A 22,819-nucleotide genomic window follows, 5' to 3' on the forward strand; every position below is an offset into this window, starting at 1 on the left:
GACGGCTTTCGTGAAGAGAAGTTTTGATTTGATAAAATAATCCTCCCCTAACCCCTCCAAAGGAGGGGAACCGAAACCTACAAGTGAAAATTTGCAGGTTTTTTTTGAGAAAAAATTCCTATATTTGAATTTCAATCTAAAACTCTCCAAATGAAAAAAACAGTTCTGTTTATTCTTGCCTTATCATTCAATTACAGCTTTAGCCAAGATTCAAGTAACGATTACATGAAAACTAGTGTAGTGCAACTAAAGCAAACCGCACCCGAATTTTCGTTTACCACCAGCGATGGAAAAAAAGCAAACTTGTCAGACTACAAAGGAAAAGTTATCCTGATCAATTTCTTCGCCACCTGGTGTGGACCTTGTATGGTCGAAATGCCACTTCTACAAAATGAAATATGGAACAAACTCAAAGACAATCCTGATTTTGTTCTCCTTAGTCTTGGCAGGGATCATTCACAGGCAGAAATAGACAAATTCATCGAACAAAAGAAATTTACCTTTCCAATTTATGCCGACAAAGGCAAAATAGTTTACTCTCTTTTTGCCAAACAATATATCCCAAGAAATTATTTGATAGACAAAAAAGGCGAAGTGATTTATGCCTCGACAGGATTTTCAATGGAGGAATTTGAAGATTTAAAAATAACCATCGACAAACTTTTGAAGAAATAAGTATTAAGAGAAAAGTATTAAGTATTAAGACCTGCAAGTGAAAATTTGCGGGTCTTTTTTTGTTTAAAAAACTGCTACTTGAAAAAAGAATCACGAACTTTGAAAGCAAATTAAATATCTAAAAAATGACTTTACAAATTGAAACTCCTGCCTTACTTTTCTCCGCCACCTCACTAATTTTATTGGCTTACACCAATCGTTTTCTTACAATCGCCACCATCATTCGAGGACTAAAAAAAGCCTACAAGGAGAAAGAAAGCACTATGGTATTATTGGAAATTAAAAACCTGAACTTGCGATTGACACTCATTCGCTTTATGCAAATGGCTGGCGTTTTGAGTTTATTCCTGTCGGTATTCACGATGTTGCTTTTGTTTTTAGACGAACAAGAATTTGGGGTTAAACTTTTTGGATTAAGCCTGCTTAGTTTGCTTATTTCATTGGGTTTGTCGTTTTGGGAAATCAACATTTCTGTTGGTGCACTTCGCGTGCATTTGAGCGATTTGATCGAAAAAAAAGAGGTGAAAGAATAAAGCAAAGTTATGGAAACGAAACATTCCACCGAAAGACAACGCCTTTACAAATCAGCTTTTGGGCTGGCTCTTTTTACGATTGTCTATAACATCGTTGAAGGAATTGTTTCCACATATTTTGGTTATGAAAACGAAAGTTTGGCGTTGTTCGGTTTTGGAATAGACAGTTTTATCGAAGTAATTTCTGGACTTGGCATTGCCCACATGGTATTGCGCATCCAGTTTAATCCCAACAGCAACAGGGACAAATTTGAAAAAACCGCTTTGCTAATAACCGGTTTTTCTTTTTATGGGTTGGTCATCGGGTTGGTGACGACGAGTATTTACAACATTGGAACGGGACACAAACCCGAGACCACTTTTTGGGGCGTCATCATTTCCATCTTTTCAATTGTGATTATGTGGGCATTAATTGTCGGGAAGAAAAAAGTGGGCAAACAATTGGATTCTGACGCCATTCTTGCCGATGCAGAATGTACCAAGGTTTGTATTTATATGTCCATAATCTTGCTGACAAGCAGTGGTCTTTACGAACTGGCCAATTTGGCTTACATTGACAGTATTGGAACACTTGGGTTGGCTTATTTTTCGTTTAAAGAAGGAAAAGAATGTTTCGAAAAAGCAAGGCACAATAAATATTGCTCTTGCGAAAAATAAAAAGAATTCACAACTAAATTAAACCCTTTTACAAAATCTAAGTCCAATTTTTATAGCACTTTAAGATTATGGACAAAAACACCCTTTGGTCATTGCGACTCGGATATTCGGCAAAACAAGCAAAAGCTATCGAAAAAACAGGCTTGAAAAAGTTCTTGGAACAATCTTTTGCTACAAAAATTGATTCGAAAATTCCAGATTTTTTGGAATACAGTCCCAAATCATTCGACGAATACAAGGAAATTCGAAAAAAACTAAAAGCTGCAAGTCCTGAAGAAGCAAAAGAAATGCTTAAAAAAGAAGTACAGACTTCCGCTGCAATGAAAGTGTGGTGGATTGATAAAATGATGGTGGACGAATTTCCACTTCGCGAAAAAATGACGTGTTTTTGGCACAATCATTATGTTTCAACCTTCCAAAAAGTGAAAGTGAATTATTGGGTTTTTCAACACAATCAAATCCTGAGGGAGAATGCTTTTGGCAATTTCAAAACCTTGACCAAAAAAATCATTCAAAGCAACGCAATGGTGCGTTATCTCGACAATACTGATAATCGAAAGGACAAACTCAACGAAAATTTGAGTCGGGAATTGCTCGAACTTTTCACGCTTGGCATCGGAAATTATACCGAACAAGACATCAAAAACGGGGCGAAAGGTTTAGCAGGATTGGGTCTTGGCGAAGAAAATGCCGTTTACAGAAAAATATTCGAAGACAACGAACCCTTTACTTATCTCGGAAAAAAAGGCACTTTCAAAGTGGACGAAATGGTGGACATCATTTTCGAACAACCCAACATTCCGTATCTTATAACCCGAAAAATATTGAAATGGTTCATTTACGACAATCCAAAGGAAGAATTGGTGCGCTATTATGGTGATTATTTCAAGAAAATGGATTTTGAAATCAAACCGCTTCTTACCAAAATTTTTACCGAAGAATTTGACAAAAACAATGCGGGTTCCAAAATTAAAAACCCCTTGGAATACAGTTTACAATTAATGAATGAACTGAATGTTGCCAATCCCAATACTAAATTAATCGCTTTTTTTATCAAGGAACAAGGAATGGATTTGTTCAACCAGCCCAATGTGAAAGGTTGGGACGGCGGAAATTCTTGGCTCACATCACAAATTTTTCTGCAACGAAACAATGCCGCCGATTTGCTTTGCAACGGCAAGAATTTAAGCCGAGGCAATGCTGCTAACGAAAATATGATGATGAAGCAAAACCCAAATCGGATATTGAGCGTAAAACTGGATTGGGACAAAGAAGGAAACAACAAAGAAATCATTGCCCAACTTTCGGATCGATTATTATTTCAAACCGACAAAGACAATCAACAAGATTTTGAGCAAATTTTAAAATACGATTTCGACAGCAAAACCGAAGGCTCCGAAAATGCCGTGATGCGATTGTTCAATTTTATGGTAAAAACTCCCGAATTTCAACTCATTTAAGCATACTATTATGAAAATGGACAGAAGAAAATTTTTAACCCTGACAGGAACTTTCACAGGCGGTTCACTCCTATTGCCTGATTTTTTATACTCTTTTGGCTCCCAAAATAATTTAGTTGTAGGCGAACAATGCGTGGTTTTCGTTCAATTGAATGGTGGAAACGATGGACTGAACACCTTTATTCCTTTTGAAGACGCGCTTTATTATAATTCACGCCCCACAATTTCCCTTTCTAAAACCGAAGTTTTAAATTCATACAAAGGAATGGCTTTTCATCCAGCCCTGAAAGGATTTGCAGCAATCCAACAAAGTGGCGATTTGTCGGTGATACAAAATGCGGGCTACCCAAATCCGGTTCGTTCCCATTTTCGAAGTCAAGAAATTTGGCAAACCGCACCAACCAATCAGGAATATTTAAGTGATGGTTGGCTGGGGCGTTATCTGGATTTGCAATGCAAGGAACACCAACCCACGGCGGGAATTAACTTGGATTCTATTGACAACTTGGCCTTGAAAGGCGAAGAACCCAATTCGATTACCGTAAAAGACCCGAACCGATTCAAAACCAAAAACAAGGCAGAAAATGACGATCAATTATCCAATAATCCACAGCTGGATTTTGTTCGAAAAGTGGCCAATTCCGTTGTGGAAGGATCGGATGATATTCAGAAAGCATTGGCCAAATCAACCGCTTCGGACGTGGTTTATCCAAAAACAGGTTTGGCAAAAAATCTGGAATGGATTTCTAAATTGATCAAAGGAAACCTGAATTCGAAAGTATATTATACTTCGCTGGGCGGTTTTGACACCCACGACAATCAATTGGCCATTCACAAAAACAAATTGACGGAACTCAACGATGCCGTTTATAGTTTCTATGAAGATTTGAAAAAATCGCAACAATTGCAAAACGTGACCATCGTGGTTTTCTCCGAGTTTGGTCGCCGCGTAAAAGACAACGGACGAGGAACCGACCACGGAACAGCCGCCCCGATGTTTGTCATTGGCGGAAATAATCGCGGTAAAATCATTGGCAACAACCCCAATCTTTCGGATTTGGACAATGGCGATTTGAAACACGAGATTGATTTCAGGAGTGTTTATGCATCGATTTTGAAAAACAAATTGGATTTTGATTTCACCAAAATTGGAATAAAAAACAAGGCTTTGGAAGGACTGTTCTAAAAAATACGAAATTTCTATCCTTCAAACCATAACTATATCTTATTTTTATGCCTCATTTTAAAAATAAAACAAAATGTTTGATATTTCATTGACAGAAGGAGTAGGTTATTTGGCATCATTGGTATTGATGGTTTCATTTCTAATGAAAAACATTAACACGTTGCGAATAATAAATTCAACGGGATGCTTGTTGTTTGTGGTTTATGGGTTTATGTTGGCGACGTCTTGGCCGATAATTATTTCCAATGCCTTCATATTGGGAGTCAATATTTTTTATTTAACCAAGCACTTCCGAAGCAACTAATTCTTTCATTTCAGTGTGTAAATGAGAACTTTCTTTAGTTAACTCTAATGGAAGTAACTGGTTATTACGCAGATAATTCAATAAATAATTTTGACTTTAAGATTTATTTAACTTAACTTCGTAATGTATTAACAATCTAAATTTTACATTATGAGAAAATTATTGGCTGAATTTTTTGGTACGTATTGGTTGGTTTTTGGTGGTTGCGGTAGCGCTCTTTTTGCTGCCGGGATTCCGGATTTAGGAATTGGATTCGTGGGAGTTTCTCTTGCTTTTGGTTTAACTGTTTTGACAATGGCTTATGCCGTGGGTCATATTTCTGGCGGACATTTTAATCCCGCAGTTTCTTTCGGATTATGGGCTGGAGGTCGTTTTTCCGCCAAGGAATTAGTGCCTTACATCGTCGCCCAATGTGTTGGAGCCATTGCTGCCGCTGGAACATTATTCACGATTGCTTCCGGAAAAGCAGGATTTGCCATCGATGCTTCCAAAGCAGGTGCTTTTGCTTCCAATGGTTTTGGCGCTTTTTCTCCTGATGGTTATTCTATGCAATCTGCCTTCATCGCCGAGTTTGTTTTGACACTATTTTTCTTGTTGGTAATCCTTGGTGCAACAGACAAATTTGCCAACGGAAAGTTCGCTGGAGTTGCCATTGGATTGGCATTGACCTTAATTCACTTAATTAGTATTCCTATTACCAATACTTCCGTAAACCCAGCCCGTTCTTTGTCTCAGGCTATTTTTGTGGGTGGCGAACCGTTGTCTCAAGTTTGGTTGTTTTGGGCTGCACCAATATTGGGTGCGATTGTGGCTGGATTAATTTATAAAAACTTGCTACAGGACAATTCAGAAGCATAATTCCTTTTTTAAATTATATTTCAAAGAGAAAAACAAAGATGAAAATCTTCGTTTTTCTCTTTATTTTTGCATTATGAATTCACTTTTTCAATCGGAACCGATAATTCTAAATTTGCCGGATGCAGAAATCATTTATTATCCCCACTTTTTCGACAAAAAAGAGGCCGATACCATTTTTGCCGAATTGAAAAATGATATTCCTTGGCAACAGGACGACATTCGCGTTTATGGAAAAATCCATCAACAACCGCGCTTGACGGCATTATTTGGAAACGAAGGAAAATCCTATTCCTATTCGAACATCAAGATGAAACCGCATCCTTGGACAATGCTTCTGCAAAAAATAAAATTAAAAGTCGAAAGTGTTTGCGACTCGAATTTCACCACGGTTTTACTCAACCAGTATCGTGATGGAAAAGACAGCAACGGTTGGCACGCCGACAACGAAAAAGAATTGGGCGTAAACCCAATAATTGCCTCGGTGAGCTTTGGAGCGGAAAGAGTTTTTCAACTGAAACACAATTCGATTCCGGGTCTAAAGCAAAACATTTTGCTCGAACACGGAAGCTTGCTGCTAATGAAGAGAACCACCCAAAATTTCTGGAAACATCAAATTCCGAAAACTTTAAAACCCATTGGCTCCAGAATAAATCTAACATTTCGGGTCATCCAATAATCAGATTATTTAAAAATCATTAGATTTGGAATAAAATACTGATTATGAACGAGATTATCACTTACTTTTCAACCATTCCGTCTTCGCACAGAAGTTTGATACTTGTGGGTGGAATTACCCTTTTTTGGTTAATCGAAAATGCTTTTCCGCTTTTTAAGTTCAATTATAAAAAGTGGCAACATGCCGGAATAAATTTTTTCCTGACGCTGACCACCATCATTGTCAACTTTAGCTTGGCCTTTATTTTATTGAAAACATCCGATTGGACTATCGCCAATAATTTTGGAGTGTTGCAATGGTTGCCACAGATGCCTCTTTGGCTTTATGCTTTGGTTGGATTGCTGCTATTGGATTTGATTGGCGCTTATTTGGTGCATTTAATTGAGCATAAAGTCAAGTTTCTGTGGCGATTTCACTTGATTCATCACACCGATACTTGGGTTGACACCACCTCGGGGAATCGTCATCATCCGGGCGAGAGTGTCATTCGATTCGTTTTTACCACTCTGGGAATCCTAATCGTTGGATGTCCGATGTGGCTGGTTTTTATGTATCAAACCCTTTCGGTGATTTCGACACAGTTTACGCATGCTAATATTTCCCTGCCCAAAAAACTGGACGTTTTCTTGAGTTATTTTTTAGTTTCCCCAAACATGCACAAGGTTCACCATCATTATATATTGCCGTACACAGACAGTAATTACGGTAATATTTTTTCGGTTTGGGATCGAATATTCGGCACATTTATGTATCTGCCTAAAGAAGAAATCATTTATGGAATAGACACTTATATGGAACCCGAAAACAATAACCAATTGAAGAATTTATTAAAAATACCGTTCCAAAAACACCGTTCTTTCAAAAACAATTAAAAACAGTAAAAAAAAATCCCTTTTGGTAAGAAGTAATTATTTTTTTTATTAATATTGGGAATATATTTGAAAACAAAGTCTATCATCATCAATCTATAATACCTGAATTAATTTTCAACTAATGAAGAAGAGTAATCGCAAAGAATTGACTTGGGAACAAACAGAAAAACTTGTTACGTTTGCCTTGGAGGAAAAAAATCCTTTTGAAATCATAAAGAAAGAATTTGGTCTAGCCGAAAAAGAGGTTCTTGAAATTATGAAAAAAAAGATGCCCGCAGAAAAATTTGAAATGTGGAAAAAGAAGGCTATTGCCAATAAACCAAAACCAAAACCTCTTAAAATTGACGATTTTGACGAAGATTTAGACGGCAAATATTACATTAAAAACAAACTCGATTAAATTATAGTATTATTAAACTCCTTTAGGGAGTTTTTTTATTCCTTTTTCTTACTCCTTAAAACACTCTAGACTGTAACAATTACGGGCTATAGAGTCTAATGCCTGAATAAAAAAACATTTAATATCCATGAAAAAAATATTCTTGGCATTAGTATTTGCCACGATTCTTTGGAGTTGCAAAACTATCAACGCCCCAACATCTGTTTTGTCAAAATCAAAAGAAAAGGTAGAAGTCAACATCAATCTAAACGACGTCAAAAACGACAAAGTTTTTGTTAGCATTAATCCTCCATCCATAGTAACCGACACCATTACGTTTCGCCTCCCAAAAATGGTTCCCGGAACTTATTCAAACGACAATTATGGCAGATACATTGACGACTTAAAAGCGTATGACAAAAAAGGAAATTCTTTGGAAGTCAAAAGAACAGACACCAATTCTTGGTTTATTGCCAAAGCAAAAACTTTGGACAAAATCACCTATTGGGTAAACGACACCTTTGACACTGAAACCGGAAAAGATTTTGGCGATGAAGACATCTTTTCGCCTGCGGGTTCAAACATTGATGCCGATAAAAATGTAATGCTCAACACCCATTGCTTTGTGGGTTATTTCACAAATTTCATGTCCATTCCTTATCAATTAACGGTTTCGCATCCAGCCCAATTTTGGGGAGCAACCTCAATGATTGACCAAGATTCGAGCGTAACCAATGATGTGTTTATTAGCTCGCGTTATGCAGAATTGGTCGAAAACCCGATTATGTACGCCAAACCGGATTATACCACATTCACTGTCGATGACATGGAAATTCTAATTGCGGTCTATTCTCCCACCGGGAAATTTACCGCAGAAAGCATAACGCCAGAAATGAAAACGATGATGACAGCCCAAAAACGTTTCTTGGGCAACATCAACAGCACAAAAAAATACAGTGTATTGTTGTATTTATCGACTTCGGAAAATGACGCCCTTGGTTCAGGAGCACTGGAACATCCCATGGCAACAACGGTCGTGTTTCCCGAAAGAATGTCGAAAGAACAACTCATCACACTAATGAAAGACGTAGTTTCACACGAATTTTTTCATACGCTGACTCCTTTGACCATTCATTCCCAAGAAATTCAAAATTTTGATTACAATGCCCCAAAAATGTCCAAGCATTTATGGATGTACGAAGGCATTACCGAATATTTTTCGAATCTTTTCCAAATCAACCAAGGATTAATTGACGAAACGGAATTTTACAGCCGCATTGCCGAAAAAATCGAAAACTCAAAAACAATGGACGACATGATACCATTTACAATAATGAGCGCCAATGTATTGACAAAACCCTACAAAGACCAGTATTTAAACGTGTATGAAAAAGGAGCGCTTATAGGAATGTGCCTCGATATTATCATAAGAGAAAAAAGTAATGGTAAAAAAGGTGTTCTTGATTTAATGCGAAAATTATCCAATGAATATGGCGTTACAAAAGCATTTAACGACGAGGATCTTTTTGCAAAAATCACCGAATTGACCTATCCGGAAGTTGGCGATTTTTTGAAAACTTATGTTGCGGGATCAACGCCTATTCCTTATGAAACTTATCTGGAAAAAGTGGGCGTTGCCAAAGTTTCCCTAAAAATTCCTGCTTCTATTTTTGAAAAAGACGGCAAACAATACATAGCCAAAACCGACAAAAAAAGTGAAATCATAATTAATTCGGACATGCCGTTAAACGACTTTTTTACAAATTTAGGACTTGTGGCCGGCGACATTATAATGGCCGTAAATGACAAAACCTATACTTCGGATAATGTAGATGAAATACTTTATGATTGCGACAATTGGAAAGAAAACGCCCCCATAACCTTAAAAATAAGACGCAACGAAGTGGAGCAAATCATCAAAGGAACCGTCAAATTGCCTTACGAGGAAATCGAAGGCTTGAAAGCTTCGGACTCTTCAAAATCGGCATTGAAAGAAGCTTGGTTAAAAGACTAACAACAAATTAATTAATCCTAAAAAATTCAATTCTACAATAGATTGGATTTTTTTTAAAATCCTTTAATCAATATTCCCACTTTCCAAACAATTTTCTTTATTTTGCAAAAAAAAAAACAAACACTAATGAAAAAAGCTATTATTGCATTCGTTACACTTTTAATTTTGTCGTCTTGTGGCAAAAACGAATCAAAAACTAATTTACATCTTACGGGAACCATAAAAGGATTGAAAAAAGGCACTTTATATATTCAAAAAATCAAAGACAACAAACTTCTGGCATTAGACACCATAATTATGGATGGCGATTCAAAGTTTGAAAGCGAATTGAATATAGCCTCCCCAGAAATGCTTTATTTATTCTTGGACAGAGGCGTAACCAATTCTTTAGACAACAACATTTCATTTTTTGCCGAACCTGGAAACATAAACATCGAAACCAACCTGGATTCCTATATTGTAGGCGCTAAAATAACAGGTTCCAAAAATCAGGATAAATATGAAGAATATAAAAAAATAAATATCCGTTTTAGAGACGAGAATCTTGACCTGATTGAAGCAAAATTTAAAGCGCTAAAAAACAATGACCAAGAAGCTTTGGCCAGCTTAAATGCAAAACAGGACAACAATACCAAGCGCAAATATTTATTCGCCACCAATTTTGCCATCAACAACAAAGACTACGAGGTATCGCCTTACATCGCCTTATCCGACATCTATGACATCAATGTCAAATATTTGGACACCATCCAAAAGTCGATGACCCCAAAAGTGGCCAAATCCCTTTATGGAAAAAAATTGACGGAATACGTGGCAAAAATTAAAGCACAGAAGTAAACTTGATTTAACCCATTTTACCATAGAAACCGTCTAGTTTAGACGGTTTTTTTATTGAATACATCTTTCCATCCTGATTTAGGATCGATCCAAAATAAAAGCTTTGAGACCACAATTCAGGGGTGTGGAAAATATAGAATACTTTCTTTTAAAACAAACCAATAGTTATGCTTAATTATTGTCGCTCCACAAGTTTTAGGATTGATCAAAAATGTTCCTAAACGAAAAAACCACCTAACTTTCGTTAGATGGTTTTCTTAAAGAGCCGGCGGAGGGACTCGAACCCACGACCTGCTGATTACAAATCAGCTGCTCTAGCCAACTGAGCTACGCTGGCGACTCATTACGGGTGCAAATATAAGTTTGAATTTTGTTTTTCCAAAATAAATTCAAACTTTTTTACTGCTTTTTTTTACTGTAATTCGTTGATTTTGGCAATCAATTGATTTGCAGTTTGTTCCAATTCAACATTGATTTGTTTGAAATGTGCTTTTTTATTTTCAACGTTTTTGGCGTTTACTTTTGTAATCAAAGCATCAAAAGCAGCGATAGCTTCGTCAATCAAAGCATTAGTTTCTGTAGTTGGTTGTCCAGAAGTTGCGATTTCGAACAAGTAAACTGCTTCAATAATATCTCCTAAAACGTAGTTGATGTCTTTTTTTAAATTCTTAACGTTTGCCATTTTATTTTTAATTTTAATTTGCGATTGCAAAAGTACACATAATCTTTCTATTACCGACTATGAAATGTAAATTTCTAAAATTGAAGCTTTTCCGCTGAGAATGAAAGTCTTCAAGGCGGCAGGAATCAAAACCGTGTCTCCTTTAATATATTCGAATTTTGTACCCTCGCATTCTAATTCAAAACTGCCATCAACACACATATATGCCGTGAAGGTGTTTCCTGTTTTGTCAACTGAAATTTCTCCGTCCAATGGAAGAAAATTGGTCGTGAAATAAGGACAGTCCACGACAGTATTCGATTGATTTGGTTTTCTGTCGTATTTTTGGTGGGTATCCACTTTATTGTAATTGATGGCATCCAAAGCCAAATCCACGTGTAATTCTCTTTGGTTTCCTGCCGCATCCACACGATCAAAATCATACAATCGATAGGTAATGTCCGATGTTTGCTGGATTTCTGCAATGACCAGTCCTGCCCCGATGGCATGCACGGTTCCAGTTTCCAGAAAGAAAACATCGCCTTCCTCCACTTTTACGGAATCAAGAATGGAAAGCAGGGTTTTGTTTTTTAGGTTTTCGAGATAGTCGTTGGCATTGGAATTTTCCTTGAACCCAACAATTATCCTTGCCTCTTTATCGGCTTGCATTACGTACCACATTTCGGTTTTTCCGAAAGAATTATGGCGTTCCTTTGCCAATTCGTCATTGGGATGAACCTGGATCGACAAGTCTTCGCGGGCATCCAAATATTTAAAAAGCAACGGAAATTGTTTTCCGAAACGTTCATACACCTTGGTTCCGAGAATTTCATTCGGATTGTCATCAATTAATTCGGTCAATGATTTTCCTTTATATTCTCCGTTTGCAACAATGCTCACATCGCCTTCAACGGTCGACAATTCCCAACTTTCTCCTGTAATATCAGAAATAATTGGTTTGTTTAAAATAGTTTTTAATTTTTGTCCTCCCCAAATTCTTTCTTTTAAAATGGGCTCAAATTGTAATGGATATAATTTCATTTTTAGTTTTTTTTTAAGTGAGTTTACCAACTTTAGTTTAAAATGACATTAAATTGGAATGGCAAAATAAAGTAAAAAATCGGATGATTTATAATACTATTTTTGGTTTTTCTGATACCATTTTTTTAATGGTTTCCAAAGCTTTTGGAATATGGTTCGTGGCAACTAAACTATCAAAAATTAATTGGATGATTCCATTTTTGTCCACCACATAAGTTACCCTGCCCGGAATTAAACCGAATAGATTTGGCTTTACGCCAAAAAGTTTCCTGATTTTTTTGTCGTTGTCCGAAAGTAAAATAAACGGCAGTTTGTATTGATGGGCAAATTTTTCGTGCGATGCTATGCTGTCGCTGCTGATGCCCACCACTTCGGCTCCCAAATCCTTGAAATCTTCGTATTGATCCCGAAAACTGCAGGCTTGGGCGGTACAACCAGGCGTGTTGTCTTTGGGATAAAAATAAAAGACCACAGGTTTTTTGCCTATGATTGACGCACTGTAAAAATCATTTCCTTTGCTGTCTTTTGCCGAGAAATTGGGAATTTCATCTCCTTCTTGCAGTGCCATTATTCTCCTTTATAGGTTACAAAATTGCGCGGTGTTTCATAAAGAGTTATCTCCAAATCCAATTCTGGTTTGATTCTTTTCCTGAGTTTATTCCAAATCACGACCACTATGTTTTCGGCAGTTGGATTCAGGTTTTCAAATTCGTGCACATCAAGATTCAGGTTTTTATGGTCAAATGGTTTTTCGACCTCTTCCAGAATCAAGTCGCTCAAATCCTTGACATCCATCACGTAACCCGTTTCTGGATTGATTTTTCCCGTTACGCTGACGATTAACTCGTAGTTGTGTCCGTGGAAATTTGGATTGTTGCATTTGCCAAAAACAGCATCGTTTTGTTCTAAAGTCCAATCTTTTCGATGCAATCGATGGGCTGCGTTGAAATGTGCTTTTCTGGATAGGGTGACTCTCATGGTAAAGTTAGAAGTTGGAGATTAGAAATACGAAGTTAAAAAAAGAGTTTATAAGATGAATGTATCATCTCGTCACTTCTAATCTCTAACTTCTTGCCTCTGATGTATAAAGTTATATTTTGTGTTCTTCCAAGAAATGATAAAATTCGTCAAAAATAATTTTGAACCAAACCGTGTAAACTTCTGGATGCAATTGCATGTCTTTTTGCACATCTTCAATGCCCATCCATTTCCAATTTTCCACTTCTTCGAGATTTATTTTTGGTTCGTCATTATAATACCCAATCATGACGTGATCCAGTTCGTGTTCCGTCAACCCATTGTCGAACGGTGCCTTGTAAATGAAATGGAATAATTCCTTCAATTCGGTTCCGAAACCCATTTCTTCATGTAATCTGCGGTTTCCTGCCTGAAGATTGGTCTCGCCGTCACGCTGGTGGCTGCAACAGGTGTTCGTCCACAATAATGGGGAATGGTATTTGTGTTGCGCTCTTTGCTGGAGCATAATTTCATTTTTGCCATTCAATATAAAAACCGAAAACGCCCGGTGCAAAACCGCTTTTTCATGGGCTTCTAATTTGGGCATCAGGCCAATTTGCTCGTCATTTGGGTTTACCAATATTACATTCTCTTCTTTCATAATCTATTTTAGCTTGTCAAAAATACGAAAAAAGAAAATGATTATTGGAATGATTTAGAATTTAGGAAAAGATTAGGTTTTGTTTAGTATAAGAAAATTATTATTATATTTGATGGTGTTTCAAAAATGTATCTAATGAAAAAGACCTTTCTAATTATATTTATTCTTTTTTTCTTTCAAAAAAACTATAGTCTTCCAATTTCTGAAAAAACTTTAAAATCCCTAATAGAAGAAACTCCTTATATTATTGAAGGAGAAGTTTTTAAAATCGATTCCGTCAAGGCAAAAAACAATGAATTTCTGTCGATTGCAAAAATTAAAATTCTAAAAATACTTAAGGGTCAAGTCATAAATGACACAATCAATATTTACTTTCGCCCGAATCTGATTTGTCCAGCTCCTGACACATATCAAATAAACGAAAAAGTATTATGTTTTATTGATGACAATTTTTACAATGAATTAGGAGGATATTATGTTCCAAATTTATATAACGGAAAGAAACCTATAATAGATGATACTATAAAAAACATCTATGAAAGTAGAATTAATGAATATTTAGACATTTTGAAACTTGAAAATCAAAATGAAAAAGACATCGAAACAACTGAATGGCTAGTTAAATGCGCAGAAACTGATATAACTAGAAAAGATGCGGTATCTGATTTAATAAAAACATTTGATTATGAAAAAAATATAGAAACAATAAATTACGCAAATTTATTGACAACAAATCATAAAGAAAGATTGTATAATACATTTATAAATTTGAGTGGTGAATTAGATGCCTATGATTTGAGCTTGTTAAACTTTATTAGAGGAATTAATGACAAAAATATTTTAAAAATCTTAAAATTTAAAGCTAAAAACTCATACGAAGATTTATGTGTAATATGTAATCAGTATTTTTACTATGTGGGAATGTATTTGAATGAAGATTTTGATGTTATTTCAAAAGAATATCTAAAAAATATGGGCTCAATGAAATTTAATTCAAACGAAAATAAAATTCATATGCAGTCAGTGTATGATAAATTCCTGAATGATATTGATAAAAAGATAATCGATTGAATGGATTAGCCTGAATTAGTTTTTCAAGTTTTTAGGAACTGCAACAATCGTTAAACTTTCCTTAAATGGAATTCTTTTGCAAATCCTATTCTGTTTTTTTGTGCATTTGTATCGTAAATTTACACAGAATCCAAACGAGATTACCATGAAAACCATTTTTAATTATTTGATGATACTGTCGTTATTCACATTGAATGCCTGCGGACAATCAACTAAAAAACCAAAAACAACAGCCATGGAGAACACCATCAACAAACCCGAAAATCCTTATTATTCCAATACCGACACAACAAAACTGAATGTACCTGATGTGGAATGGAAAAAAGTATTGTCGCCCGACTTGTATGCCGTTTCCAGAAATGCCGATACCGAAAGGGCTTTCACGGGAAAACTTTGGGATTTGGATGCCAAAGGCACTTATTATTGTGCAGCTTGCGGGAACAAATTGTTTCGATCCGACCAGAAATTTGCCAGCAGTTGCGGTTGGCCCAGTTTTTTTGAACAAGAAAACAAAAACAGCGTGGTGTACAAAGAAGACAACTCATACGGAATGAGAAGAATTGAAGCCCTTTGCGGCAGATGCGACGGACATTTGGGGCATCTTTTTGATGATGGACCAAAGCCAACGGGCAAGAGGTATTGCATGAATTCCATAGCCTTGGATTTTGTTCCGGACGGCGCCATAACTGAAAACGGAAACAAGAACAACTTGGAAACCATCACGCTTGGAGGCGGTTGTTACTGGTGTGTCGAAGCGGTTTACGAAAATCTGGACGGCGTGAAGTCGGTGGTTTCTGGATTCACTGGAGGAGATGTTGCCAATCCCACTTACGATGAGGTTTGTTCCGGAACCACGGGTCATGCCGAAGTGGTGCAAATTGCCTATGACAAGACCAAGACCAATCTCGACGAAATATTCCAGGTATTTTTCACCGTTCACGACCCAACAACGCTAAATCGTCAAGGTGCCGATGTGGGAACCCAATATCGTTCGGCGATTTTTTATAAAGATGAAAAACAAAAGCAGGCTGCCAAGTCCATCATCGACCAATTGAATGCCGAAAAAGTGTATAAAAATCCAATTGTGACAACCTTGGAGCCACTTGCCGAATTTTATGAAGCCGAAGATTATCATCAAAACTACTACGAAAACAACAAAAGCGAACCTTATTGCCAAATGGTCATCCAGCCCAAAATAGAAAAGTTCGAAAAGATTTTCAAGGCTAGATTGAAAAAATAAAATTGGAATGGAAGAAGAAGCCGGAAAGTGATTTCCGGTTTTTTTTGTGACTTTTCCATGGCAAATGGATAGCCTGTACAAGCTTGAAAATAGTGATAAATAAATATTTTCTATATCAGGCAAATCACATATATTTACTTAAATTATTTTTTTTTGAATAGATTGGGTCTTTCTTCCATTTTTAGCAAAGCTTCTCAATAAATGATTTTAAAACATCTTCGTCATCTTAAAAAACATGTAAATGAAAAAAAAACTACTCTCCAAAAAAAGATTTCTGATTTGTTTCTTTTTAGTGCTGTTTTCCGCAACTTCTGTCTGGGCACAACGCCCAAAAGTGGGATTGGTTTTGAGTGGAGGTGGAGCCAAAGGCATTGCCCACATTGGAGTATTGAAGGCCATTGACAGTGCCGGACTCAAGATAGATTATGTAACGGGAACCAGTATGGGGAGCATCATCGGAGGTTTGTATTCTGTTGGATATACCGGAAAACAAATCGAAGACATAACCAAAAAACTAAATTGGGACGAATTATTGAGCGGCAAGCCGGTCTATAAACACGTCAGCATTGACGAAAAAGACGAATACGGCCAGTATTCCGCCGAAATAGGGGTAAAAAAAATGAAACCCCAATTTTCAACGGGATTGATAGATTCGCAGGAACTTTGGTTGGTCTTGAACAGGATGTTTCTGCCGGTTTACAACGTCAAGGATTTTTCAAAGTTCAATATTCCCTTCAAATGTATCGCCGTCGATTTGTCCAACGGCAAGCCCGTGGTGCTTTCTAAAGGGGACATTGTTACCGCCGTTCGTTCGAGTATGGCCATACCAAGCGTGTTTACCGCCGTTGATTATGAAAAGACCAAGCTTGTAGATGGTGGCATCGTTCGAAATTTTCCCGTGAAAGACATCAAGGAAATGGGAGCCGATGTCGTGATTGGCGTGAACCTGTTTACGGGACTTCCCGATATTTCTAAACTAAACAACGTGTTGGATGTTTTTTACCAAATTACCCAATACCGCGATGCCGACGACTTGGTGGAGGAAAAAAAGCTTTGCGACCTCGTGATTGAGCCACCATTGGAGAAGTACAGTGCCGGCAGTTTTGATTCCACGGATTCCATCATGGATATCGGGGACAAAATCGGGAAATTGTATTATCCTTATTTCAAGAAACTGGCCGATTCCTTGAATGCCAAACATCCTGTTGCTTATGACCCCAATAATCGTTTGCCGAAAGTCGAAAACATCGTGGTTGACGAGATCATTTTTGAAGGAATAGAAAAAACAAGCCAAAGTTTATTGACGGAAAAACTCCAGATAAAAGCCGGAAATACCTATACCGCCAAACAGATAAACGATGGTTTCCGGAAAGCTTTTTCAAGCCGTTATTATGACAATATCTACTATTCATTGGAACCCACCACCGAGGGACACACCAAATTAATTTGCAAGGTGTATGAAAAGTTGCTGACCCAAATGAAATTTGGATTGTCGTTTCATTCCTATACCGGGGCGGCATTATTGCTCAATTTGACCTCCAGGGATTTGTTGCTGGACAAATCGCGTACCATGGCCAAATTTGCCGTGGGCGAAAACTTCAGGACCTTGCTCGAACACCGACAAATATTCGGACCCAAGGCCAATAACTATTTTAACCTCAGTTGGGAGCGACAAAATCTCCCTTTGAACAGATACGACGGCACGCAAAAACTCTTTGTTTACGGTGTCAAATATTCTCAATTGGATTTAAGCTACACCCGAGTCTTGAACAACGATTGGAGTTTGTCAGGGGGGGTTAGCTACCAGAAGAATAAATTTTCGCCAGATGTCATCAGCGTTGATTCTTTTGAGGGTCATGCCAGCAATTACTACGGATACTTGTCCTCGGAAGCCACGACAATCAATCGTCCCCATTTTCCAACTAGCGGCTACACTTTTTTTGCTCAAGCAGGTGTCGTTTTCCACAGAAGAGCAGATATTCTATATTCTCCTGCCAATGGTGGCCCAAGCCAAGATGTTTCGGGTTTTCTCGACAAAGCCGATGATTTTTACAAGTTCCTGGTTAATTTCTCCCAATACCATCCTTTGGATGACAAATGGACGTTTTTTTATACCTTGCAATCGGGAGTATGCCTTCGTTCCCAAGGATTTATAGTGGATAATTTTTATATGGGCGGTATCCAGCAATTGTTCAGGCAACAAGTGGTGTTTGCGGGATTGAACGAACAACAAATCAATTCCAGTTCCACCGCCTCGGGAATGCTGGGGATGCAGTATAATTTTGCCGGCGATTTGTTCTTGATGGGAAGAGCCAACACGGGAGTGTACAATTTCAGTACCTTGACCAAAGCCTGGAATTCGGATACGGTAAAATCTGTCAATGGTTTTTCGTTGGGATTGGGTTATAATTTAGGCTTTTTGCCAATGGAACTAACGGCCATGTATTCACCAGAAATTGGCAAGGTATATTCACACATCAAGATTGGGTTCGTATTTTAAAAACACCCTTTTGGACTTCAAAACATGTTACTAAACAATTAAAAAACATAAAGATGAAAATAGCACTTTTTACCAACGAATTCCCGCCAAATATTTACGGTGGCGCAGGCGTACACATTGATTTTTTAAGCCAAGAATTGGCCAAGTTGGCTCAAGTGGAAGTGCGATGTTTTGGTGACCAATCCGTCAATACCGAAAGTATGCACATCGAAGGAATCAATTCTTCGCTGACCAAAATGGTGGACGACAGCAATCCACACATCAAGATGTTTCACAATATGAGTCGAAATGTCGAAATGTCGCAAGCCACGCCACAAGCCGACGTCATTCATTGCCATACTTGGTACACGCATCTAGCGGGAATTATGACCCGTGAATTGCTTCAATCGCCTTTGATCCTGACCACGCACAGTCTCGAAACACATCGTCCGTGGAAAGTGGAACAACTGGGCAACGGTTATTTCCTGTCGCGTTGGATAGAAAACAGTGCCTACAACACAGCCGACGGAATTATCGCCGTGAGCCAACAAATGAAGAACGACGTAATCGAAGCCTATGGTGTCAATCCCGAAAAAGTAACCGTAATCCACAACGGAATCGATCCGGAATTCTACAAACCTACTTTTGACGAAAAATTGCTTTTGGAATACGGCATCGATCCCAAAATTCCTTTCGTGCTCTTCGTGGGCCGCATCACGCGCCAAAAAGGAATTTCCCAACTGATTGCCGCTGCCAAACATTTCAACAAAAATTGCCAAATCGTGCTTTGTGCAGGAGCGCCCGATACCAAAGAAATTGCCGAAGAAACCGAAGCCTTGATTGCCGATTTGTGCAAAGAACGGGAAGGCGTGATTCTAATCTCGGAAATGTTGCCACGCGAAAAAGTGAAAGTGCTGTACAGCCACGCCCGAGTGTTTGCCTGTCCATCATTATACGAACCTTTTGGCATCATCAATCTCGAAGCGATGTCTTGCGAAACACCGGTTGTGGGAAGTCATGTGGGCGGAATACCGGAAATCATCGTCGAAGGCGAATCGGGTTATTTGGTTCCTTTGGAAAGCGTTTCCAGAACCGATTTCAATCCAGCCAATCCCGAAGCATTCCAGAAAGCGTTTGCCGCCCAAGTAAATATATTGTTGGAAGACGAAGCCTTGGCCACCCAAATGGGGAAAGCCGGAAGAGAACGTGTCTTGAAAATTTTCAGTTGGGAATCCATTGCCAAAACTACTTTTGAGTATTATCAAAAAGTGATTGATGGCTTTGTGAAGGAGAAGGCTTGATAGAAATACTATTCGATTATAAATCATTCATCCGAAGCCTTTCGACTTCGGATTTTTTTATGCCATTTTCCTAAAACAAAACAAAATTCTCATTTGTGTAACTAAAGTTACTGTACGCTCAATATCACCGCCTTACTTTTGCGTCATAATAAACCAAATACTCATTCTTGCATAAATCAGGATGGGTTTACAAGCAAAAAAAATGGAGATAGAAAAAATCATTGCAGAAAATCAGGGTACCATCGTGGATGTGCGCTCTTACGGCGAATTTTTGGGCGGCAACGTGGCTGGTTCCATCAATATTCCCTTGAATGAAATTCCGGAAAGAATAGAAGAATTAAAAAAACTCAAAGCACCATTAATACTCTGTTGCGCTTCGGGAATGCGAAGCGGACAGGCTCAAGGTTACCTGTCGCAACAAGGAATCGAATGTTACAATGGAGGTTCTTGGCTAACAGTAAATTATTATAAATCAATCAGCAATTAAATAAAAATGATAAATACACTCAAAAAAATATTTGGTTTCGGACCGGGAGTAAACTATAGTGAATTGGTAAAAGAGGGTGCGTTAATTTTAGACGTTCGTTCCAAAGGGGAATTTGCCGGGGGTCACATCAAGGGAGCGGTCAATATTCCGGTGGATGCTTTAAGGAACAACTTATCTAAATTGAAAGACAAAAATCACCCCATTATTACTTGTTGTGCCTCGGGAATGAGAAGTGCCTCGGCAAAAAATATCTTGAAATCAAATGGTTACACCCAAGTTTACAATGGTGGCGGATGGAGCAGTTTGCAAAACAAAATATAATGAACAAAGAAACTCTTTTCAATAATTGGAATTTTATGCGTTGGCTTCGTTTGGGGTTGGGTATTTATATCGCCTTTCAAGCCATTGAAACCCTAAGCTTGTTTTCTGGAGCTGTGGCTACATTTTTTATATTCCAGGCAATTACAAATACGGGCTGTTGTGGCACAAATGGCTGTGCCGTTCCGATAAAGAAAAACAGTTCCAACGGAAGCGAACAGGTAGAATCGGAAGAAATTAAATAAAATCAAAAGTGATCTTGTTTAAAAACATCAAATTCTAAAAACAACATATTTTTGTTTATAAATTGTTAATTAACAGATAGTTAAGTATTTTTTGTTTAATTTTGACCTACTCAAAAAATGAGCAAAGAGACTCTTGAAAACAGTGACTCATTTTTCAGTGTTTAAATAAATTATTAATCTTTAAAGTTAAACTATCATGGAAACGGTTATTAGAAGACAGGGTGTTGTGAAAGCAAAATCGCATGCAGCACAAGGTTTAAGAGATTTATTTGAAGTGGAATTGAAGGATATTTATTGGTCTGAAAAAGCATTGGTGGGCGCCATTCAAAAAATGGTCAAAAATGCTTCTTCTCCAGAATTAGTTCGTTCTTTAAAAAAACATTTGGCTGAAACCGAAGAACACGTTAAACGTATCGAAAGGATTTATGACGCCATTGGTGCTAAAGTTGTGGAAAGAAAATGCAGTGCCATGGAGGGATTGATAAAAGAGTCCGAGATTATCATGAAAGACACCGAGTTAGGCGTGGTTCGTGATGCCGGAATCATTGCCGTTATGCAAAAAATGGAACATTATGAAATCGCCACTTATGGAACTTTGCATTCCTATGCCGTGACCTTGGGAGAAGAAAGAGCCGAAGAATTGTTGGCCATGACTCTTGAAGAAGAAAAAAAAATAGATGTTGCCTTGACAAAAATTGCCACCTCCGACATTAATGTTGATGCGGCTGATGTGGATGACAATTGGTAATTTCGTAATGTAAATTATACATTCACCGATAAAAAAATCCCATTCCTAAAATGAAAAGGAATGGGATTTTTATTTGTCTTTTTTTATTAGTGGCAGGTTTTATCTAAATGTTTTTTGACTCTGGCCGGGTCAGTAGTGTTGCCACTACAGTCTGGAATCAATGCAAATGGATAAACTAATCCCGTCGCTGCATTAGTGATTTCCAGTTTCGTGGTATAATTATCGCCATCATCGTCAACATCGTAGAAGTCAGGAATGCCGTCGTGATCCGTATCATCAGCATATGGATTCTCGTCAGTTGCCAGTAAAAATTGCATATAGCCATCGCCATTCAGGTCTTCTTGATAAGATGGAATGCCGTCGTTATCTATATCTGATCTTTGAATTTCATATAATTTAAAACTAAATACTAAGGGAGAATAGGCTGGAATTGAGCTATAGCCCGTATAATATCCTAATCCTGAAGGAATAAACATCACGCCCGCTCCAAAATCGTTATAAGAAATCGTTCCGTCTGCTTTTGAAAAATAGCTTCCAGTCTTAAATTGCGGAAAAATTTCTCCCCATCCTTTGATGGTGGTAAATAAACTTAGAAAATCACCTGGTAGCACAGCATCTTCAAATTGAGTAACGGTAATCGTTGAAGGAGTTGTTGCTGTTGCGGTCGATTCTGATAAATAAGTCCCTCTGTATGATGTTAAAACACCGTCAACATTGCATGGAGACACGCCTCCAAGACCTGTAACGACATCTTTTTTTCCTTGTCTTAGCTCTAAATAATATAATGTATATTTAATGTTGTGAAATAATACAATTCTCGATTTTAATGGATATTTAGTTTGATCCCAAATTGACACTGTATGATTTGCATCTAATTTTTGTATAATCACATCTTGATCACTTGTTTCTCCAGGATTATCAACAACAGTAATGTAATTTGTTTTTAAATAATCTTCAATAATTTTAATATCAGCGTCGTATTGTGTCTGATAATCTCTTGGTGGCTCAACTGTTATAGAATCTTCATTCTTTGAACACGAAAATATAGTGATGGATGTAATTAATAGAATAAAATAAAACTTAAATTTGTTCATTATAGCTGATTTTTAAGCCCGCAAGATACAATTTTGATTTATTTTTGCGTACAATTTAACTTCGA

Annotated in this window: 26 protein-coding genes and 1 tRNA gene; 20 read left to right on the plus strand and 7 right to left on the minus strand. The window is 37.5% G+C overall.

Translation table 11 applies throughout. The annotated features are described in order from the left end of the window. Positions 1-150 precede the first annotated feature (150 nt). The 12 genes from OZP13_RS11540 to OZP13_RS11595 all read left to right on the plus strand — a co-directional run bounded on the left by OZP13_RS11540 (position 151) and on the right by OZP13_RS11595 (position 10,451). Entirely contained in the window at positions 151-675 is a 525-nt protein-coding gene (locus OZP13_RS11540) for a TlpA family protein disulfide reductase (protein WP_281297227.1), read from the plus strand. Positions 676-800: 125 nt separating this feature from the next. Next, positions 801-1,208 (plus strand): DUF2721 domain-containing protein, encoded by a 408-nt coding sequence (locus OZP13_RS11545; RefSeq protein WP_281297228.1) that lies wholly within the window; start codon positions 801-803, stop codon positions 1,206-1,208. Between the two features lie 9 nt (positions 1,209-1,217). Then, positions 1,218-1,865 (plus strand): cation efflux transmembrane domain-containing protein, encoded by a 648-nt coding sequence (locus OZP13_RS11550; protein ID WP_281297229.1) that lies wholly within the window; start codon positions 1,218-1,220, stop codon positions 1,863-1,865. Between the two features lie 68 nt (positions 1,866-1,933). Beyond that, entirely contained in the window at positions 1,934-3,325 is a 1,392-nt protein-coding gene (locus OZP13_RS11555; RefSeq protein ID WP_281297230.1) for a DUF1800 domain-containing protein, read from the plus strand. Positions 3,326-3,341: 16 nt separating this feature from the next. After that, positions 3,342-4,511 carry a DUF1501 domain-containing protein gene (locus OZP13_RS11560; RefSeq protein WP_269240297.1) on the plus strand — a complete coding sequence of 390 codons (1,170 nt, stop codon included), beginning with the start codon at positions 3,342-3,344 and terminating at the stop codon, positions 4,509-4,511. 73 nt (positions 4,512-4,584) lie between these two features. Beyond that, positions 4,585-4,815, plus strand: a complete 231-nt coding sequence (locus tag OZP13_RS11565; protein ID WP_269240298.1) for a uroporphyrinogen decarboxylase — start codon at positions 4,585-4,587, stop codon at positions 4,813-4,815. A gap of 150 nt (positions 4,816-4,965) precedes the next feature. Next, complete coding sequence (aqpZ, locus tag OZP13_RS11570; protein WP_269240299.1) at positions 4,966-5,673, plus strand: aquaporin Z; 708 nt, start codon at positions 4,966-4,968, stop codon at positions 5,671-5,673. 73 nt (positions 5,674-5,746) lie between these two features. Continuing rightward, positions 5,747-6,349 (plus strand): alpha-ketoglutarate-dependent dioxygenase AlkB family protein, encoded by a 603-nt coding sequence (locus tag OZP13_RS11575; protein ID WP_269240300.1) that lies wholly within the window; start codon positions 5,747-5,749, stop codon positions 6,347-6,349. A 44-nt stretch (positions 6,350-6,393) separates the two neighbouring features. Then, the gene (locus OZP13_RS11580; RefSeq protein ID WP_281297231.1) at positions 6,394-7,221 is read left to right on the plus strand and encodes a sterol desaturase family protein; all 828 of its coding nucleotides are present in this window, start codon (positions 6,394-6,396) and stop codon (positions 7,219-7,221) included. 121 nt (positions 7,222-7,342) lie between these two features. Continuing rightward, complete coding sequence (locus OZP13_RS11585; RefSeq protein ID WP_281297232.1) at positions 7,343-7,621, plus strand: DUF2805 domain-containing protein; 279 nt, start codon at positions 7,343-7,345, stop codon at positions 7,619-7,621. Between the two features lie 127 nt (positions 7,622-7,748). After that, positions 7,749-9,614: a M61 family metallopeptidase gene (locus OZP13_RS11590; protein WP_281297233.1), complete on the plus strand. Its 1,866-nt coding sequence runs from the start codon at positions 7,749-7,751 to the stop codon at positions 9,612-9,614. A 126-nt stretch (positions 9,615-9,740) separates the two neighbouring features. Next, the gene (locus OZP13_RS11595; protein WP_281297234.1) at positions 9,741-10,451 is read left to right on the plus strand and encodes a DUF4369 domain-containing protein; all 711 of its coding nucleotides are present in this window, start codon (positions 9,741-9,743) and stop codon (positions 10,449-10,451) included. A gap of 263 nt (positions 10,452-10,714) precedes the next feature. On the opposite strand, the gene OZP13_RS11600 is transcribed toward OZP13_RS11595, so the two are convergent. The 6 genes from OZP13_RS11600 to idi all read right to left on the minus strand — a co-directional run bounded on the left by OZP13_RS11600 (position 10,715) and on the right by idi (position 13,771). After that, positions 10,715-10,788 (minus strand) — tRNA-Thr (locus tag OZP13_RS11600). Between the two features lie 75 nt (positions 10,789-10,863). Continuing rightward, the gene (locus tag OZP13_RS11605) at positions 10,864-11,133 is read right to left on the minus strand and encodes a hypothetical protein (RefSeq protein ID WP_281297235.1); all 270 of its coding nucleotides are present in this window, start codon (positions 11,131-11,133) and stop codon (positions 10,864-10,866) included. Positions 11,134-11,190: 57 nt separating this feature from the next. Further along, complete coding sequence (locus tag OZP13_RS11610) at positions 11,191-12,153, minus strand: type I phosphomannose isomerase catalytic subunit (RefSeq protein WP_281297236.1); 963 nt, start codon at positions 12,151-12,153, stop codon at positions 11,191-11,193. Between the two features lie 88 nt (positions 12,154-12,241). After that, on the minus strand, positions 12,242-12,721 hold the full coding sequence (locus OZP13_RS11615) for a peroxiredoxin (RefSeq protein ID WP_269240302.1): 480 nt from the start codon (positions 12,719-12,721) through the stop codon (positions 12,242-12,244). Then, complete coding sequence (locus OZP13_RS11620; RefSeq protein ID WP_269240303.1) at positions 12,721-13,131, minus strand: 6-pyruvoyl trahydropterin synthase family protein; 411 nt, start codon at positions 13,129-13,131, stop codon at positions 12,721-12,723. The genes OZP13_RS11615 and OZP13_RS11620 overlap by 1 nt, the downstream gene beginning before the upstream one ends. A 112-nt stretch (positions 13,132-13,243) precedes the next feature. Continuing rightward, positions 13,244-13,771, minus strand: coding sequence for an isopentenyl-diphosphate Delta-isomerase (gene idi, locus OZP13_RS11625; RefSeq protein ID WP_281297237.1), 528 nt, complete (start codon positions 13,769-13,771; stop codon positions 13,244-13,246). Between the two features lie 135 nt (positions 13,772-13,906). On the opposite strand from idi, the gene OZP13_RS11630 reads away from it, so the two are divergent. The 8 genes from OZP13_RS11630 (at position 13,907) to OZP13_RS11665 (ending at position 21,660) form a co-directional block, all read left to right on the plus strand. Continuing rightward, positions 13,907-14,842, plus strand: coding sequence for a hypothetical protein (locus OZP13_RS11630; RefSeq protein WP_269240304.1), 936 nt, complete (start codon positions 13,907-13,909; stop codon positions 14,840-14,842). A 169-nt stretch (positions 14,843-15,011) separates the two neighbouring features. Then, the gene (locus tag OZP13_RS11635) at positions 15,012-16,082 is read left to right on the plus strand and encodes a bifunctional methionine sulfoxide reductase B/A protein (protein ID WP_432419478.1); all 1,071 of its coding nucleotides are present in this window, start codon (positions 15,012-15,014) and stop codon (positions 16,080-16,082) included. 241 nt (positions 16,083-16,323) lie between these two features. After that, positions 16,324-18,582 (plus strand): patatin-like phospholipase family protein, encoded by a 2,259-nt coding sequence (locus OZP13_RS11640; RefSeq protein WP_281297239.1) that lies wholly within the window; start codon positions 16,324-16,326, stop codon positions 18,580-18,582. 53 nt (positions 18,583-18,635) lie between these two features. Further along, complete coding sequence (glgA, locus tag OZP13_RS11645; RefSeq protein ID WP_281297240.1) at positions 18,636-19,862, plus strand: glycogen synthase; 1,227 nt, start codon at positions 18,636-18,638, stop codon at positions 19,860-19,862. 202 nt (positions 19,863-20,064) lie between these two features. Further along, a complete protein-coding gene (locus OZP13_RS11650) occupies positions 20,065-20,349 on the plus strand; it encodes a rhodanese-like domain-containing protein (RefSeq protein WP_269240309.1) in 285 nt (94 codons plus the stop codon). Between the two features lie 6 nt (positions 20,350-20,355). Further along, entirely contained in the window at positions 20,356-20,670 is a 315-nt protein-coding gene (locus OZP13_RS11655; RefSeq protein ID WP_281297241.1) for a rhodanese-like domain-containing protein, read from the plus strand. Continuing rightward, a complete protein-coding gene (locus OZP13_RS11660) occupies positions 20,670-20,912 on the plus strand; it encodes a hypothetical protein (RefSeq protein WP_269240311.1) in 243 nt (80 codons plus the stop codon). Before OZP13_RS11655 ends, OZP13_RS11660 begins: the two co-directional genes overlap by 1 nt. A gap of 196 nt (positions 20,913-21,108) precedes the next feature. Next, the gene (locus OZP13_RS11665; protein WP_281297242.1) at positions 21,109-21,660 is read left to right on the plus strand and encodes a YciE/YciF ferroxidase family protein; all 552 of its coding nucleotides are present in this window, start codon (positions 21,109-21,111) and stop codon (positions 21,658-21,660) included. Positions 21,661-21,746: 86 nt separating this feature from the next. Here the strand turns inward: OZP13_RS11665 and bamM are convergent, their stop codons facing one another. After that, positions 21,747-22,754, minus strand: a complete 1,008-nt coding sequence (gene bamM / locus OZP13_RS11670) for a BamM family beta-barrel-assembly machinery protein (protein WP_281297243.1) — start codon at positions 22,752-22,754, stop codon at positions 21,747-21,749. Positions 22,755-22,819 lie beyond the last annotated feature (65 nt).

Origin of the sequence: Flavobacterium limnophilum (assembly GCF_027111315.2) — a bacterium.
Lineage (GTDB): Bacteria > Bacteroidota > Bacteroidia > Flavobacteriales > Flavobacteriaceae > Flavobacterium > Flavobacterium limnophilum.

Excerpts from the sequence above, each read along its gene's own strand:
- OZP13_RS11585 (WP_281297232.1), top strand. The coding sequence starts at position 7,343 with ATGAAGAAGAGTAATCGCAAAGAATTGACTTGGGAACAAACAGAAAAA.
- OZP13_RS11590 (WP_281297233.1), top strand. The coding sequence starts at position 7,749 with ATGAAAAAAATATTCTTGGCATTAGTATTTGCCACGATTCTTTGGAGT.
- idi (WP_281297237.1), bottom strand. The coding sequence starts at position 13,771 with ATGAAAGAAGAGAATGTAATATTGGTAAACCCAAATGACGAGCAAATT.
- OZP13_RS11555 (WP_281297230.1), top strand. The coding sequence starts at position 1,934 with ATGGACAAAAACACCCTTTGGTCATTGCGACTCGGATATTCGGCAAAA.
- OZP13_RS11610 (WP_281297236.1), bottom strand. The coding sequence starts at position 12,153 with ATGAAATTATATCCATTACAATTTGAGCCCATTTTAAAAGAAAGAATT.
- OZP13_RS11635 (WP_432419478.1), top strand. The coding sequence starts at position 15,012 with ATGATACTGTCGTTATTCACATTGAATGCCTGCGGACAATCAACTAAA.
- OZP13_RS11595 (WP_281297234.1), top strand. The coding sequence starts at position 9,741 with ATGAAAAAAGCTATTATTGCATTCGTTACACTTTTAATTTTGTCGTCT.
- OZP13_RS11565 (WP_269240298.1), top strand. The coding sequence starts at position 4,585 with ATGTTTGATATTTCATTGACAGAAGGAGTAGGTTATTTGGCATCATTG.
- bamM (WP_281297243.1), bottom strand. The coding sequence starts at position 22,754 with ATGAACAAATTTAAGTTTTATTTTATTCTATTAATTACATCCATCACT.
- OZP13_RS11575 (WP_269240300.1), top strand. The coding sequence starts at position 5,747 with ATGAATTCACTTTTTCAATCGGAACCGATAATTCTAAATTTGCCGGAT.
- OZP13_RS11650 (WP_269240309.1), top strand. The coding sequence starts at position 20,065 with ATGGAGATAGAAAAAATCATTGCAGAAAATCAGGGTACCATCGTGGAT.
- OZP13_RS11640 (WP_281297239.1), top strand. The coding sequence starts at position 16,324 with ATGAAAAAAAAACTACTCTCCAAAAAAAGATTTCTGATTTGTTTCTTT.
- OZP13_RS11655 (WP_281297241.1), top strand. The coding sequence starts at position 20,356 with ATGATAAATACACTCAAAAAAATATTTGGTTTCGGACCGGGAGTAAAC.
- OZP13_RS11615 (WP_269240302.1), bottom strand. The coding sequence starts at position 12,721 with ATGGCACTGCAAGAAGGAGATGAAATTCCCAATTTCTCGGCAAAAGAC.
- OZP13_RS11620 (WP_269240303.1), bottom strand. The coding sequence starts at position 13,131 with ATGAGAGTCACCCTATCCAGAAAAGCACATTTCAACGCAGCCCATCGA.
- OZP13_RS11580 (WP_281297231.1), top strand. The coding sequence starts at position 6,394 with ATGAACGAGATTATCACTTACTTTTCAACCATTCCGTCTTCGCACAGA.
- aqpZ (WP_269240299.1), top strand. The coding sequence starts at position 4,966 with ATGAGAAAATTATTGGCTGAATTTTTTGGTACGTATTGGTTGGTTTTT.
- OZP13_RS11665 (WP_281297242.1), top strand. The coding sequence starts at position 21,109 with ATGGAAACGGTTATTAGAAGACAGGGTGTTGTGAAAGCAAAATCGCAT.
- OZP13_RS11560 (WP_269240297.1), top strand. The coding sequence starts at position 3,342 with ATGGACAGAAGAAAATTTTTAACCCTGACAGGAACTTTCACAGGCGGT.
- OZP13_RS11545 (WP_281297228.1), top strand. The coding sequence starts at position 801 with ATGACTTTACAAATTGAAACTCCTGCCTTACTTTTCTCCGCCACCTCA.
- OZP13_RS11605 (WP_281297235.1), bottom strand. The coding sequence starts at position 11,133 with ATGGCAAACGTTAAGAATTTAAAAAAAGACATCAACTACGTTTTAGGA.
- OZP13_RS11540 (WP_281297227.1), top strand. The coding sequence starts at position 151 with ATGAAAAAAACAGTTCTGTTTATTCTTGCCTTATCATTCAATTACAGC.
- glgA (WP_281297240.1), top strand. The coding sequence starts at position 18,636 with ATGAAAATAGCACTTTTTACCAACGAATTCCCGCCAAATATTTACGGT.
- OZP13_RS11660 (WP_269240311.1), top strand. The coding sequence starts at position 20,670 with ATGAACAAAGAAACTCTTTTCAATAATTGGAATTTTATGCGTTGGCTT.
- OZP13_RS11550 (WP_281297229.1), top strand. The coding sequence starts at position 1,218 with ATGGAAACGAAACATTCCACCGAAAGACAACGCCTTTACAAATCAGCT.
- OZP13_RS11630 (WP_269240304.1), top strand. The coding sequence starts at position 13,907 with ATGAAAAAGACCTTTCTAATTATATTTATTCTTTTTTTCTTTCAAAAA.